The sequence below is a fragment of the Novosphingobium sp. PASSN1 genome (genome assembly GCF_002278815.1).
The window spans coordinates 99,751-114,460 of sequence record NZ_NKIS01000002.1; the positions used below are offsets into that span (position 1 = coordinate 99,751).

The following is a 14,710-nucleotide window of genomic DNA, read 5'->3' on the forward strand; positions in this document are numbered from 1 at the left end:
CCGGTCAGGGGCCTTCGGGAACCCGGCCAGAAACGCACGAGCGGGCGTAGCTCAGGGGTAGAGCACAACCTTGCCAAGGTTGGGGTCGAGGGTTCGAATCCCTTCGCCCGCTCCAGTTTCTTTCCCATTGCAGCGCTATGTTGAGTGGTTCCGCCCTTCGGTTGGGAACCCTCATTTGTTTTGGTGCGCTTCGCGGCTAGCCGCTACGCTGGGGGTCGAATCCATTCGCCCGCTCCAGTTTCCTGCCCCAAAATCAGCACTAGTGCGGGGGCCGCCCGGCCCTCCGGTTGGCACGGCTGGCGTCGTCCTGGCGCTAGAAATCCAGCGCCACTTCCACGCCCAATGACCGCCCCTTTTCCAGCGGGGAGAACGTGCCCGCCGCCGGGCGCGGATCGAACGGGCGGTTGTTGCCATCGGAGAAAGCGCCGCCTGCGAAGGGCAGCTGGGTATCTCCCCCGAACTGCACCTGATCGAGCAAGTTGCGGCCAAACACCGTCAGGCGGATCGCGGGCTTGCCGAGGTTCAGCGAAAGGCTTGCGTTCAGCCGGTCTGATGCGGCGTTGAAGCCCCAGTTGTTGTCTGTGTAGGCAATGCGGGCACGGTGCTGGAAATCGACGCGGGCGGACAGGCTGGCCGCTGCGGAGAGGTCTGTCCGGTATTGCCCGCCCAGCCCCCATGTCCAGCGCGGGGCGCGCGGCAGGGCGAGCTCGGCGTCGAGGGCATTGATCGCGCCGTCCGAATTGATGTCGAAGCGCACATGGCGATAGCGCGCATCGATATGGCCGAGGCTCGCGGACAGGCGCACAGCGGGCGACCATTGCAGGCTGGCTTCGAACTCGCCGCCGCGAAGGCGCGCGTCCGCCGTGTTGTAGATTGATTGCGCGAGACCCGATGTCGCCGAGGGCACGTTGATCTCACGCTGGAGATGAGCGACTTCGGTATCGAACAGCACCGCTGACAGCCCCAGCCGCTCGTCCAGCAGCCTGAGCTTCACGCCTGCTTCAAAACTGTCCGCACACTCTGGCCCATAGGCGGGGGAACCGAGCGCTGCCGAAACCTGCTCGAACGCAGCAGGCTGGGTGATGCGCAAGTTGTAGCCGCCCGATCGCTGCCCGCGCGACCATCCGGCCCAGGCATAGGCATTGTCCGCCGCCTGCCAGCCCAGCACGAGGCGCGGGGACAGCGAGTTCCAGCTGCGCTTGTCGGCAAAACCGTTGTTCTCCGCCGGGTTTGCCGGGTTCTTGCCCGAGAGCGGGCACGTGCCGTCCACGGCAGAGCAGGCGGCGCGCGGGCGGACATACGTGATCCGCGCCTGCTTCTCCTCGTGCGACCAGCGCAGGCCTGCCGTCAGCTTCAGCCCGGGCGTCAGCGCGATCACGGCCTGGCCATAAAGCTCGGCCTGATCATGCCGGATGCGCCCGCCGCCAAATTGCGTGGCGGCGAGATAGCGCACTTCCTCATACCCGATGCGCTGATGGAACAGGTAGGCGCCCGCGGTCAGGTCCAGCCCGCTGAGGCTCTGCGTGTAATAGAGGTCGTTCGACCATTGCTCCTGCGCGGTGCGCGTATCCGAATGGAAGATGGTGAGCGGCGAGGAATCGATATCGTTGCGGGTGCGCAGGTCATACTTGCGCCACCCCGCGACATTGACGATCCGCCCTGCCCCGGTCTCGTACTCCGCGCGCAGCACCCCAAAGCGGGCAAGCGAGTGGTGATAGCCTTCCTCGTTGATCGCAAGGTCGAAGCGGTCACGGGCATTCTGGCCGTTGTTGTGCGTGGGCGCGCCATCGCCGTCGCTGCGGTTCCACTCGCCCTTCAAGGTCAGCGTCAGGCGCTCGGCCGCATCCCATTGCACGCCTGCGCGCAGCACCGTGTTGTCATAGGCACCGATGTGATGGCCGTTGAAGCTGTTGCGGAAATAGCCCCCATCGCTGGTGCGCAGCGCGCCGAGGCGCACCGCCAGACGCTGGCTGAGCGGGCCGGAAACGACCGCCCGGGCCGTGCCCAGCGGCGATCCGCGTCCGCCATCGACCGGCCCTTCCGCGCCCAGCCGCCCATGCCCTTCCCAGCCCCCGCGCGCCGGGTCTGCGGTGGAGACGATCACCGCGCCGCCGGTGGTGTTGTGGCCATAGACCACGCCCTGCGGCCCGCGCAGCAGATCGACCCGGGTGACATCGAGCGAATCGAACACCGAACCGCCGTTGATGCCGATATAGACCCCATCGACATAGAGACCCACGGCAGGATCGATCGAGGGGATCGAGCTGTTGACCCCGAGTCCGCGCATGGCAAAGTTGGCCACCCCCTTGAACGTGCCGATCTCATCGAGCGACACATTGGGCGTGACCTGGCTGAGCGTGGCCAGCGTGGTGAACTGCCGGGATTGCAGATCATCTGCACCGATCACGGTGGCGTTGCCGGGGTAGGTCCAGATCGTTTCCCCGCGAGGAGCGGCCTTGACCACGATCGCCTCTGGTTGATTCGCGGGCGCTGCATCTGCCGCGTCTGCGCCGTGAGCGTCACCGGCAAAAGCAATGAGCGCGCCGCCCAACAGGGCTGCAACGGATCGTAGCGAAGTCATGGGTCATCCTTCCAGTGCGGCAAGCCTTCGCATGGCGGGACAGCATGGCCCAGCGTCCGAACCGCAAACATGCGGGGGGCGCTTACGCAAAATCCGGCGCAGGACGCACCCAGCTTTTCATGCAGGTTTCACACACCGACTTTTTGCGGTGACGGCCACTGCCACGGCGCAGCAGGTCAAGTGCAGCCAAACCGCCCGGCTCTGAGCCCAGCTGGTGGAAAACTGGGTGGCGCGTCAGTTTTGCGGCGGGTTGCGTTCAACACCCCACGTGAATGTCTCATGCCTCGCTAAACATCGACTGGACCTGATCTAGCGCGAGACGATTTGCTTCCTTGGCAATGACCTCGGTGTCCCCTTCGGTATAGCATCGCAATTCCGGAGCATTGCCGGAACCACGCAAGTGAACAACCAAGCCGCTCAAAAAAGTTGCACGAACCCCGTCTGTAAGATCGATCGACCGAGCTTCACCAGCAAAATGGCCGAACAGCTGAGTTTGCAATGCCAGTTGATCTTCCTCTTCACCGGCCTTGAGCAATTCGAACAGACGTTCACTCATACCAGGTGGAAATGGCGCAATTCTGTCACTGAAAGTATACCGCTGAGGAAGTTTTTCTAATTGCTGAGCTATGCTCAAATCCCGATTGGCCAGCACGACCAGGAGAGGCAGGAAGGCGTCGCGCGTCGGCAGCGCCCTGGTAACCGAGCCATTGGCACCTGCGATGTCGGTCCCAAGCAAGAACCCACCGTTCGCTTCGTATCCGCAGACGATCGAGGAGCCGACCAACTGCTCTTCCGACATTGCAGCGATAACATAGGGAGATCCGATGCGCGTGCGCCGACACCGGAGAAATTTGCCGGACATTTCCAGAGCTGTGTTGCTGCTTATCGGCGTAACGACCGATGTCGCTCCGATCCCTGCCGCACAAAGAATGCCAAGGACATCGCCCCGCAGCCACGAACCACGCGCATCCGAGAGCAACGGTCGATCCGAATCACCATCGGTTGAAACAATCGCGTCGAACTCACCATTTTCCGTCCATTCGCGAGCAAGTTCTATATCCTGAGGTCGAAGCGCTTCGGTATCGACCGGGACAAATGTCTCGGATCTTCCCAGAAGAGTGATCTCGGCTCCGAGCGCAGACAAAACTGCCGCAAGCAAATCTCTACCGACAGCCGAGTGCTGATAGACGCCAATTCGCATGCCGGTTAACGCGCCGGAGCCAAAGTGATCAATGTAACGTTGTGCGTATGCGGCCTCGACATCGGTGATGGGTGGGAGCACTTCATCTTGCGCAAGGGCACCCGCATCGGTGAAGGCATCAGCCGGAAACGACACAATTTGCCGGCTTATGCCAGCCTCATCGACCTTCAGAACTTCGCCGGTTGGCCGATAGAATTTAATGCCATTCCGGTCTGCCGGGATATGACTTCCTGTGACCATGAGACTCGGAATGCCCTCGGCAAAACTGAAGAGTGCGAGGGCAGGGGTCGGCACATACCCACAGAAGACCGGTACGCCCCCGAGATCACGTATGGCACGAGCACATGCTGCCAATATCCTGGGGGTGCTGGGCCTGAGGTCTCCAGCAATCGCCACCCTGCGATCGGCGCCAAACTCGCCCTGCTCAGCCAGGTACGTAAGAAACCCCTGCGTATAACCGTAGCAGACACGGTCGGTCATGGCGACGACTTCGCCGCGTGCACCGCTCGTGCCGAATGCCACACCGCATTCAATCATGAGCTCGTGAATGCCAATGCCAGCCAAACTTTTATCCTTCGCTCACCTGTTCGAATCACCGAGCGCCATCACGATCGCTTCGAGATGGCGCGCGCGATCACGGATTGGTCATTCAAGTCACCGCGCCCTCAAAGGTTCCCAAAAAGAACTGAGAGCGCATCATGGAACGAGGCAATCAAGCGAAGTGCAAATGTTTTCCGTACCATTTCCGTACAGACAACAGGCAGGCCACCTAAATCATTGAAAAGATGGTGCACCCGACAGGATTCGAACCTGTGGCCTCTGCCTTCGGAGAACAGTGATTGATTGGTATTACCGTATATTTTCAATATGTTAAGATACGCTCTGAGCACGTGTAAATGTTTTGTTAAAATTGACAACTTCGGAGAGCGGTTCCTTTTTAACGTTATACCAATGTTTTAGGGAGGTTTGCCCGCTCGGTCAACTGCCTTCCAGATCGGGCAATTTCTGATCGGAAATCGGCGATCCCACTGTTGGTCGTTAGCGGCGCTGTTTCAGATTGTGGTATCGGACGGCATCGCTGCGATAACCTCACCAATCAGTTGGATCGGATCGGATCCCATCGCACGGGCGATGACAAGAAACTCGATCACGTCCAACCGCCGCTCTCCCGTTTCCATTTTGGACACGAATGACTGCGGCTTGCCGAGCAACTTCGCGAGATCGACCTGACGCAGACCCGCCGATTGCCGAGCTGCCACTATGCTCTGGATCAAGCACTGGTATGCTTCGGTAAAGAGCGAAGGCGGCATTCTCCATCGCTAAAACCCCTTTCGGGATATCCCATATTGGGATATGCATTCCGGGGTATGTCGCCCAAGGAGGGTGGCAGCGGGGGTCGCATGGAAATCGCGGACGCGGAATTCTTCAGTTGTCCGACGAAGCAGATTGGCGCCACCGTCGATTTGCAAAAGGGTTGGATCGTCATTCGGCACGATCACCTGTCCGGCAAAGCGGAACGCAGAAAACTCTATGGCAGATGGGTTGCGATCAAATCCGATCAGCGGACCATCTACAGGATTATCCGATTCTCTCCGACCGTGCCAAGAGACGGCATTGTCATCGATTGGGGCGGCTGGATTGATCTCCAGCCTGATGCTGACGATCTCGGGAAATCGCTCAACCTTAAAATTTCGACAGTGAAATGGCACCAAGCGATTCGCATCCCGTTCGTTCACGTGGATAATGCGGTTCGCATATCAGCTTATCTTGGCGGCTTATCAACTTTGCTAGGCATAGCTTCAATCATTCTTGCCTTTAAATAAAAAGCGGGATTCTGTAATGTCTGATTTTGGATACGTAACTGGCGAGTTTCAAGACGCAGGCGACTGGGTTTCGGAAAAAATAATGTCATCAGTTGTCATTGGCGGGAAACGATTGCGCAATGTATACTTCGACAGCCCGATCATTGCGGATATCATGATGCAAGCTCGGGGTGACATTGTAGTAGGATACACAGTGTGGAAGCAAAATGCTTTTCTGGCAGATTTTATGGAGTTGTCCGCCTCTAAAAATGAATCGAAACTAGAGACACATCTACGTCACATGAAAGACGGATCGGAAGCATTGCTAAAGGACGGAAGGTGTAATATTTTTTACATAAAAGATTTGATACATCCAGATGATGAGGTAATTGTAAAAAATCTAGTTCCGTCAAAAGCGTCAGGATTTAGCTTTATTGACGGATCTGTAATAAATAGTTTAATATTTGTTTGGATTATGCTTTCTGCAATAACTTTTTTAGCCTTTAATCCGTGGGTTATTTGGCTCACACCCGCAATAATTCCAATATGGTTAGTATATAGTCATCACCTTTCGCCGCAAGCGAGGCAATATAAAAAACAGATTATAGAAAAATTACGAGCAATATAGCATAATATTGTTGATATTTCGATTTATGAAGAAAATCATTTATAAATAATTCATAATTATCAATATTATGGACTGTTTATATGACAACATTCGCTCAGCAGAAAATGATCCAATCCGCCACCAGAGATTGGTTAGCTTCGAGCAAGTGGGCAAACCCCTACGCTGTCACCCTCAACCTCAAGCAGGTAACTACGGTGGTGACAGACAGGGGTTTTGCGTCGCAATGTCTCGATGAGCAATCCGCCTCCCAGAATTTGCGCCACCTGCTCAATCGCCTGAACAAGCACTTTCACGGCAATGCTGCTCGCCGCTTCGGTAGGAAATTGCAGGTGGTCCCTGTGGTCGAAGGCGGAACGACCCATCGTTTACATTACCACCTGCTGATCGACCTGCCGCCCAAGGTTGATCTTGAGGAAGCATATCCGCTCTTCGTGGATCAATGGCTGCGGACGCAGTGGGGTTACGGTCACACCCACGTGCAGCAGTGCTACGATGACGGGTGGCTGGACTACATCACGAAGACGTACTCCAAACCCGACTTTTTTGATTCCATAGATTTGCAGAACCTCAACATGCCGAGTCTGACCGCTCAGTGATACCCTGCGGTCGTTGAGCAAAGTCTCCTTCCGCCCCTGCAATCACTTCAAACCCAATCGCCAAGCAATCACTAGGTTGACCTTGTTGGTTAGTTGTAACTAAAATCCATGGATTATAAAAATGTCAACCAACCTCAATTTTAGGAAATTGAAACTTATTAAATAAATTATCGGGAGAACCAAATGAAACTAGCATCTGCATTGATTAATTTCATCGCACCTAGTGCAACCAAAACCAGATTTGATGGGATATGCCAAATATCTGGTAGGACGAGGACGTCAGTCCTCGTTGAGTTGATGAACGACTTCATCCTGTCCCAAGCCGACCTCTTGACCCACCGCAGCCGCCAGTTCGACCTGATCGACACGGCGCTGATGCTAAACGAGAACGTGACGGATGACGGACCGCTCGACCTGCTTGGTCCCAGTGATGATGGAGACTGGTGATGCTGACCAAGGTCCAAAAACCCAAAACCAAGCAGGAATTGATCAAGGCGCTGGGTCAGGCGAATGTCAGGACGGTCATGGTCTACGAGGGAAGCGATCTTCGCGGACTCCCATCGAAGGACATGATCGAGAGGTCGAAGCAGACAGTGATCATCATCGGGTGACCGTTAGCTGCCAAGCGGCAGTTTCTGGTCGGAAATCAACTCCCGCTGATGGTCATCAGTGACCCCCACTCACACCAGATCGACCACCCGCTTCCTCGCTTCGCTGTCACCTTCGATATAGCGCTGTGTGGTCTGAAGTGAGGAGTGTCCCGCCAGTGACTGCACATCCCGCAGTGACCCACCGACCGTGGAAATCTTGCGAGCAGCGTTCGTGATGAAGGTCCGCCGACCCGAGTGTGATGAGCAGCCAACCAGCCCCAGGTCGGCGTACCAACGGTGGAACAGGTTCACGATCGCTTGGGCGGATGTGCGATCTGCGCGTTCGGTCGTCACCACATACGGTGAACCACATTCACCCCTCACACTCTGGTAGTGCTGAAGCAGGGTCTGCCGCAGCTGACGGTTGATCGGAATGATCCGCCCAGACTGACCCTTCGACGCAACATTGGTGAGATTGATCATGGTGCTGATCTCCCCGTCCGCATCCACCACCATTTCCCATCTCAGACTGGCGATCTCCTTCGCTCGCAACCCTGCTCGGACCGACAGCAGGAAAATCACCTGATTGCGCAGACCATGCCGCCGCTTTCCGATCTGATCCGACACCGCCTCAATCTGAGGTCGCGACAGCACCTTCGCCTGCTTTCCGATACCCATGCTTTGCCTCGTAACTGATTATAAAACCAACAGATTTATGGTATTATAATCAGCAAAATAGGGACACCGGTTCAGCGCAATAAATCCTGATTCAGTCTCAATCGGTTAGCCGCACTGATGATATTTTGTCACTTATATCATCAATGCTGGATCGGGCGTCGGCAGCGCACATACAAAAACCCCCGCACGAAGCGGGGGTAATTTCCGATCAGAAATTGGTCTCTGTCAGGCGGCGAGTTTCACGCTCGTGCTGGGCGACTCAGCAGCGGAACTTGTCTCGGCGGGAGTGACCGCGTTGGCGATGCGGAACTCGGTGTTCGCTTTCGCGGCGTACTCAGCGGTCTGCTTGGCAAACGCCTGACATGCTTCGGTCCAGATCACGCTCATATCGTAGAGGTCTGAACCGAGAGCGGCAAACGCTGCAGTGGGGTTTTCAAGCATGGCTGCGTGAGCATCAGCTGCGTCGTCGAAGTTGGCGATTCGCGGCTTGGTACGGTTCTTCGAGTTCGATGCGTAAGTTGACCACTCAGGCGAGTGCTTCTTGTAGGACGCAATCGCTTCGTTGAACTTGCGCTTTGTAATTTTGTCGTAGTGCTTCTGAATGCAGTTCATTTCCCAGACGGCGTTGTTTTCAAAGCGGTCGATGGCGTCAATGCGGATGTAGGGGATCAACTTTTCGATCTCTTCGATCAGACTGTGCAGTGTCGCATAATCTTCACCGTCAAACAGATCACCGCGCAGAGCATTCTCATCAATACGGATGTTGAAAATGGTCTTGTACGGATCGAGCTGCTTCTTCTCAGCTTTCGCCTTCGTGACCATCGATGACGTAACCACCGCACCATCGCTGACCGACGCGAGAAGGCGGTCGAACTGTTCATCGGTGAGTGTCGTGATCGCGTAGAGCACGGTCCACGCGTGAACCTTGCTGAACACATCTGCGTGTCGCTTCAAGCGGTCGCTCTGAGCGATCTTGACGAGCTTGGTCGCGGTTGCGAGTGAGAAGCGAGTGTCTTTCAGAATGGACTTGAAAGCATCGGAATCGGTACCGAACTGATCACCAGCATCGCAAAATGCTTGAGCGATCTTTTTCCAAGAGATCGTGCTGTTTTCGAGTTCAGTCTTGATGATGTAGCTGAATTCAGTCGGAGCAATCATGTTAGAGATGTTAGTCATATTCATTTCCTTTCACGTTTTTGAAAAATCGAGAGTGTTTTCCGTCTCCCGATGACCTAACTTTACGCGAAAATGGAAATTGTCACTTGAACTAAGCCGTTGAAATCGGATCTGTTCCGATAATTTCCGATCAGAAATGAGGGCGTGATGTTTGAGCGGTGGAAGGGCGATGGCGAGTACGTTCTGCCAGCAGCGACGGTGGAACCGTATCGGCTGTGGTTCGAGTTTCTCAAACTTGCCGCCTCCGATCCCGAGGTGACCATCGACGAGACGGTCTATGCAGACTGGGGCGATTACCGCAGTCCGACATTCAGTCGTTGGTGGAGCGGACACTGGCGCTCACTCTTTGCCGTGCGCAGCAAGGTCGAGCGGTTGGATGCTGGCGCGGTCGTCGGATCAGAACCTGATAGCATCACCCTGACCATTCCGCTGTCAGGTCACAGCGATGAAGTTCTCGCTCAGGTCGCCGCCTATCTCGACCGTGAAGGAGTGAACCTCAAACGGCAGGGTCGCTTTGCGCTATCGCTTGGGTACGAGCATGGATTTCTGAAGCAGCTGGACAAGGCGCGGCGCTATCATCGCTTGTACAGCTACTGGCTGCGTCATGCAGACGCCGATCCACGAAAGCGGATTGAACGTGCGGCGCGGGACTATGTGCGCTGGTACGAAGGATGGGAGGCGAAGATCAAAGCGGGATCACGCCGCCGCGTCACGCCGATCCCATATTTCTACAAGGTCTTCGTTGGCTATCTCGATGCGGGTGGGCGCAAAAGCGGAACCAGTCAGGTTCTGTCCGATATGGGCAATGCGGAAAACGCGAGACGGCAGATTGTGCGCGACATTCGAATTGCTCGGAAACTCGCGGCAAATGTTGCGATGGGAGTCTTCCCTGGCACGTACTAAGCGTGGGGTTTCCCCCCAATGCTGCCAGCGACTATGCAGTTGAGTTTCGATTGAAACTCACTTCCTGTATCCTGCCACTCAAAGACCTTTGCCTGTTGACGGCAGGACTATGAATTTTTCCGAAGATGCTAACCCCAAACCATTGTCCTGATTGTCGTTGCCTCTTGTGATTCTGCGCCGAATTCATCTTCGGTCTGCAGCAAGATGGCGGCTATCTTCTTCTTGAGATTGTAAATCTCGCTTTGTATTTTATCGATGGCGACTACGCGAGACTCGATATTGCCCATAACGATGGTGGTCACAAAACGCTCCCGAATCCGCTGCTGTCTCAAAAATGTAATCATACTCGAGGTGGCGGAGACTGGGAAGGATAAGTCTGTCTTATCGGGGCGCTGTCCCAGCTTTAAACACGACGCAATCGCTGGTCACATCAGGTAGCTCAATCTCAATCGTCACGCCGTCATACTCTACCAAATCGATCATGTATGCGCCGTCAAAGTAGGTCATGCCGACCGACAGCTTGTCCCAAACGAAGTCATCTCCCGCGAACTCCGCCTCGTAGAACGTACCCTCCAGTTCCCGTGTCCGCTGGAAATGTGGGACAGGATCGGCAACCGCTTCACGGCAGTGGATCAGCTTCTCGGGGTAATCATCCACGAGATCGGCTAGATCGATCTCAATGTCCCCACAAGCATCACCCGTGACATACATCATGGCGCTATAGGGGCAGGGTCCGACCAAACTGGTGTGGTCAGCTTCGGGAGCGCTGATGCCGGAAAAGTAATCAGGGCAGTCTCTGTCGTTACCGTTCAGATTGCGCTGCGGCTATTTATTCCGTTCTGCCGTAGTTTTGAATAAAAATTATTCGGCAAAAAGGCGCCTTAGCAATGAAACCTCTTCTGAGTTTTCCCCAAATTTGCACTCTGCTTCAAATATGAGTAGGGAAATTTTTAATTTCACTCTATGAATTTTTTTCATTAATTTCAGTGATGATATAATGTAAGGCGCAAGGTCATTTGCCGTTGTATCGTTTGACATGGACCACCATCGTCACAGAAAAGTATCTATCCATTGCATAGGATCTAAGGACTGCGCTGAAAACGTTCAGTGGTGCCGTATTGGTACCGATGGACTTCCCGCTTTGGACACGATGCAGTCGCTGGTCACCTCGACCTCAGCAACCGCAGCGTTGATCAGGCAGGGGTAATCGAGATATCGACTGACAGCGAGGTACGGCGGGGAATTCTCGATCTGATCGGGTCACGCGGTTTAAATTGAAACCCGCCCTGTTCCGCCATAAACTCTTTGAATCGCTTCAGTTTTGGTGCTTTTGCTTTCGATACGTCCATCGTACTACCCCATGAGTTGGATTGGTTTTGGATATTTATATGGGGTAGTTTCTGATCGGAAATCCGCTCTCACTGATGACACTCAGTGGCGGTTGGTTAGACGAAGCGCCTTCGCGCTGATAGTGGAGTTACACTTGTCGCCTAACTATTCTCCTTTGGAGAATTAGCCGCCATGTCCACGTAATCAGCCCATTCGCTCGTGACTCCGAACATTTTCTTCCTTAGTCACTTCCCGCTTCATACGAGTGTGCTCGCCGCACACGCAACATTTGGTGTTGTCGATGTATGTGTAGCGAGCTTCAGTCCACGTTCTTTCTATAATCCTTTGGCGCCCATTAGAATCGGTACCTGCTGATCGTGTGGAATGACGAGGGACCGCCGCCACAAGCGTTCGGTCAGATTCCCAAAAAGACAGTGCAAACACTGCATTACATTTAAAGCAGGTAAAAATTTTGCCCTTATCGAATAATTTTTTCTTAGTTCTTTGCGCTTTCGATTTCGGAAATTCTTGCTGGAATTTTTCCAAAACACGTCGAACTTTTACGGTGTAAAAAATTATGCATGGAATTACAATTGGGGACAATATGACGCCGATCCAACCAGCGACAATAGTGCCCCATATTGCAAATACCGAAAATAAAGTAGCGCCATAACTCAATGCGAAAAGGGTCATTGTGCGCATGCTGTCCCAAAAATCAACGGAACTAAGTGCCTTTTCCAAGGATCTATTTCGAATTATCTTTTGATTATCATTTAAAGACGAAAACGAGTCAGATGTTTGCGATGCATCAAAAACATCATTGATTTCATCCGATTCGTGCTTGCTAGATCTCGCCCAATCCTCCGAAAAGCCTTTGACTACAAAATACATAAATGGAAGTAGCAGAATAGATATAAACAAAATAGTCAATGAATCTCGTGCAGAGTTCATATTATCTGGGTTATTGCCAATATTGTTGAAAACGGAATTGGATTTATTTTCATCGCTATTTGAATTTACGAAACCCGCATTCGACGGTGGCGCAATGTCATTGGCATAAACTTCAGCTCTGGCGGTTGAGGTTGCCGTTTCTGATGAAGCAGGACCCGCTCCTTGAGCAGAGTTCTCTGCAGAAAGCGCAATTTGGGTGGCGCCTTCCTGTTTAACCTTGGATAAATATGATTCAAGGTAGTTAATATATCTTAGGGTGTTATTAAGTTGGCACTGTTCGACTTCTAGACTATTGTCGTAGCCTCCTCGATTATTAATATCGGCGCATTTTAAATCTCTAGACTGCTTATTTTCCCACTCTTCATCAAACTCGCGAGTCGTCTCAACATGCAGGGATTGGCTTTTTTCAAAAATTTCAGATCGAAGGTCATTAATTTTATCGTAATCGCCTTGCTCGAGTTTGCGACCCTCGTATTGGTCGAGTTTCTGACCTTGATACTGTTGCGCGAATGCAAAATTTATCGGACAAAATGTCAAAATTACCGCGACTAATAATTCTGACCAACAAGTTGATCTCGCATGAGTTCGTCTGTGGGTCAGCCTTCTGATGCTGTGATTTGTCTGCTCACCCGATGTCTCGGTGTTGACCACAAAATCAGTTCCGACCCGCTTAAGTACCGGCATCTCTCTCGCCCCACAAACACATCCCGCGCGGCAAACTGCTCGCACGCCCTTACCCTGGTCCTGTCATTGCGGAATCTTACAGATCAATGACAATGCCATCACTCGCCCTCGAACTGTCGCCACCCGCAGTCATCCCCGCGGATACCCCTGAGCTTCAACCGCCAGTTTCTGATCGGAAATCCGCCTCTCACTGATGACACTCAGTGACCCCCAACCTCACTCGAACGGATACGCAGTGTCGCGCTTGATCGAATCACGAGCAGCACCTGCTTTCGTGATCTGCGCCGCCAGTGCTGAACTGACGGTCTGCCCGTAGAACTTCTCCAGCATCTCGACCGACGTACCCATCTGCTTCGCAAGCAGGAATGGACTGGTCTCGTGGCTAAGGCGCATGGTCGCGTAGAAATGTCGCAGCGAGTAGATCGTCCTCGATCCGCCGTTCCGCTCAATAGGAATCTTGGCAAACGCGAGCAGTGACTTGAACGCCGTCTTCATCGTCTGGATCGGTGTCCCGTCCTTGTGACAGAAAATCGCCTCATCAGGCGGAACATCACGGTCGGTCGAATCGCCTGGCAGATCGTTCAACTCCATGACCCGCAGATCGTAGACCCGCTTCACATATTGATCCGCCGATTGCTGAAACACCACCTCGCGAACGCCCGTCTTGCCGCGCACCTCTGCGACCAATCTGGTCCCGTCATCCGTCTTGACCGTCCGCAGGTCGCTCCAGCGCAGACCCCGCAATTCGCCCACGCGCATCCCAGTGTTTGCAAGGATCAGCACATACTGCTGCGTCATGAACCGATGGCGCCATGTCGCCTTCGATTCGCCTTCCTTGACCCATGCTCGTGCTTTGACCGTAAGCTTGCGCCACTCATCCAATGTGAATGTCGGTCTCCGCTCCAACTGCGCTTTAGGCGGTTCAGTCTCAGGAATCGCAGGGATGTACCCCTTCGACACGGCATACTTGAAGACAGGCAGGATGCTCGTGCGTTCACGCCGCAACGTGCCGTTTGACGGTTCCTTCTTGTTGAAGTTCGTTTTGCGCCACGCCCAGTAGTCCGTGAAATCCGACGGACCAATCGCCTCGATCTTCATCCCTCCAAAGAACCGCAGAGCGTATGTCTCGACACGTTCAATCGTTCCCTGCCATGACCCACCTCTCCGAGTGTGACCCATCGTGGTGACGTGCTTCTTCCAGTCGTCGAACGCCTGCTTGAACGTCCGCGACTGGATCGATCCACCCGCTTTGACGTGCATGTAGAGCTCTTCGTAGAGATTCTCCGCGAACCGCTCAGCGTCCCGCAGCTTGTCCGTTTTGGTGGAGACGATCTTGTAACCCGCAGCGTTCGGCACCCGTATGCGGACCTGCCACTTTGGGTTTTTCAACCCATCTCGCTTGTAGAGCATGATCCGCCCGTCACCGCGTAGATCAATCAGCTCCTGATACGCTGCCATACGCTTCCTGCACGTTTGCCACTTTCGGCAAAATTATCAGGATGTTCGGGAGTTGATACCGATTTTTGTATAGAGTTTGTAAACGCCCAAAATCGACGATTCTCGAGCTTTGCGAGATTTGTAAATCCCGTAA

Annotated in this window: 15 protein-coding genes and 1 tRNA gene; 7 read left to right on the forward strand and 9 right to left on the reverse strand. The window is 53.9% G+C overall.

What is annotated here, in order from left to right; all coding sequences use genetic code 11:
* Positions 1-40: 40 nt before the first annotated feature.
* Positions 41-115, forward strand: a tRNA-Gly gene (locus CFE35_RS03390).
* Between the two features lie 198 nt (positions 116-313).
* On the opposite strand, the gene CFE35_RS03395 is transcribed toward CFE35_RS03390, so the two are convergent.
* The 3 genes from CFE35_RS03395 to CFE35_RS03405 form a co-directional block, all read right to left on the reverse strand.
* Entirely contained in the window at positions 314-2,581 is a 2,268-nt protein-coding gene (locus tag CFE35_RS03395) for a TonB-dependent receptor (protein ID WP_292927969.1), read from the reverse strand.
* A gap of 277 nt (positions 2,582-2,858) precedes the next feature.
* A complete protein-coding gene (locus CFE35_RS03400; protein ID WP_292927971.1) occupies positions 2,859-4,346 on the reverse strand; it encodes a phosphomannomutase in 1,488 nt (495 codons plus the stop codon).
* A 488-nt stretch (positions 4,347-4,834) separates the two neighbouring features.
* Entirely contained in the window at positions 4,835-5,056 is a 222-nt protein-coding gene (locus tag CFE35_RS03405) for a helix-turn-helix transcriptional regulator (RefSeq protein WP_292927973.1), read from the reverse strand.
* A 126-nt stretch (positions 5,057-5,182) separates the two neighbouring features.
* Between CFE35_RS03405 and CFE35_RS03410 the strand changes: the two genes are divergently transcribed.
* The 5 genes from CFE35_RS03410 to CFE35_RS03430 all read left to right on the forward strand — a co-directional run bounded on the left by CFE35_RS03410 (position 5,183) and on the right by CFE35_RS03430 (position 7,419).
* Positions 5,183-5,605, forward strand: coding sequence for a hypothetical protein (locus CFE35_RS03410; protein WP_292927975.1), 423 nt, complete (start codon positions 5,183-5,185; stop codon positions 5,603-5,605).
* A gap of 16 nt (positions 5,606-5,621) precedes the next feature.
* A complete protein-coding gene (locus CFE35_RS03415; RefSeq protein ID WP_292927977.1) occupies positions 5,622-6,212 on the forward strand; it encodes a hypothetical protein in 591 nt (196 codons plus the stop codon).
* Between the two features lie 80 nt (positions 6,213-6,292).
* The gene (locus tag CFE35_RS03420; RefSeq protein ID WP_292927979.1) at positions 6,293-6,808 is read left to right on the forward strand and encodes a hypothetical protein; all 516 of its coding nucleotides are present in this window, start codon (positions 6,293-6,295) and stop codon (positions 6,806-6,808) included.
* A gap of 297 nt (positions 6,809-7,105) precedes the next feature.
* Positions 7,106-7,255, forward strand: coding sequence for a hypothetical protein (locus CFE35_RS03425; RefSeq protein WP_292927981.1), 150 nt, complete (start codon positions 7,106-7,108; stop codon positions 7,253-7,255).
* A complete protein-coding gene (locus CFE35_RS03430) occupies positions 7,255-7,419 on the forward strand; it encodes a hypothetical protein (RefSeq protein WP_292927983.1) in 165 nt (54 codons plus the stop codon). Before CFE35_RS03425 ends, CFE35_RS03430 begins: the two co-directional genes overlap by 1 nt.
* 69 nt (positions 7,420-7,488) lie before the next feature.
* Here CFE35_RS03430 and CFE35_RS03435 read toward each other — a convergent pair whose 3' ends face one another.
* Together CFE35_RS03435 and CFE35_RS03440 are read right to left on the reverse strand one after the other, a co-directional pair.
* Positions 7,489-8,076: a site-specific integrase gene (locus CFE35_RS03435; RefSeq protein WP_292927985.1), complete on the reverse strand. Its 588-nt coding sequence runs from the start codon at positions 8,074-8,076 to the stop codon at positions 7,489-7,491.
* Positions 8,077-8,301: 225 nt separating this feature from the next.
* Positions 8,302-9,252, reverse strand: coding sequence for a hypothetical protein (locus CFE35_RS03440; protein ID WP_292927987.1), 951 nt, complete (start codon positions 9,250-9,252; stop codon positions 8,302-8,304).
* Between the two features lie 147 nt (positions 9,253-9,399).
* Between CFE35_RS03440 and CFE35_RS03445 the strand changes: the two genes are divergently transcribed.
* Positions 9,400-10,155, forward strand: coding sequence for a hypothetical protein (locus CFE35_RS03445; protein ID WP_292927989.1), 756 nt, complete (start codon positions 9,400-9,402; stop codon positions 10,153-10,155).
* 128 nt (positions 10,156-10,283) lie between these two features.
* Here CFE35_RS03445 and CFE35_RS03450 read toward each other — a convergent pair whose 3' ends face one another.
* From CFE35_RS03450 to CFE35_RS03465, 4 genes are all read right to left on the reverse strand, one after another.
* The gene (locus CFE35_RS03450; protein WP_292927991.1) at positions 10,284-10,457 is read right to left on the reverse strand and encodes a hypothetical protein; all 174 of its coding nucleotides are present in this window, start codon (positions 10,455-10,457) and stop codon (positions 10,284-10,286) included.
* Positions 10,458-10,536: 79 nt separating this feature from the next.
* Entirely contained in the window at positions 10,537-10,869 is a 333-nt protein-coding gene (locus CFE35_RS03455) for a hypothetical protein (protein WP_292927993.1), read from the reverse strand.
* Positions 10,870-11,688: 819 nt separating this feature from the next.
* Entirely contained in the window at positions 11,689-13,119 is a 1,431-nt protein-coding gene (locus CFE35_RS03460; protein ID WP_292927995.1) for a hypothetical protein, read from the reverse strand.
* Positions 13,120-13,335: 216 nt separating this feature from the next.
* Positions 13,336-14,577 carry a tyrosine-type recombinase/integrase gene (locus CFE35_RS03465; protein ID WP_292927997.1) on the reverse strand — a complete coding sequence of 414 codons (1,242 nt, stop codon included), beginning with the start codon at positions 14,575-14,577 and terminating at the stop codon, positions 13,336-13,338.
* Positions 14,578-14,710 lie beyond the last annotated feature (133 nt).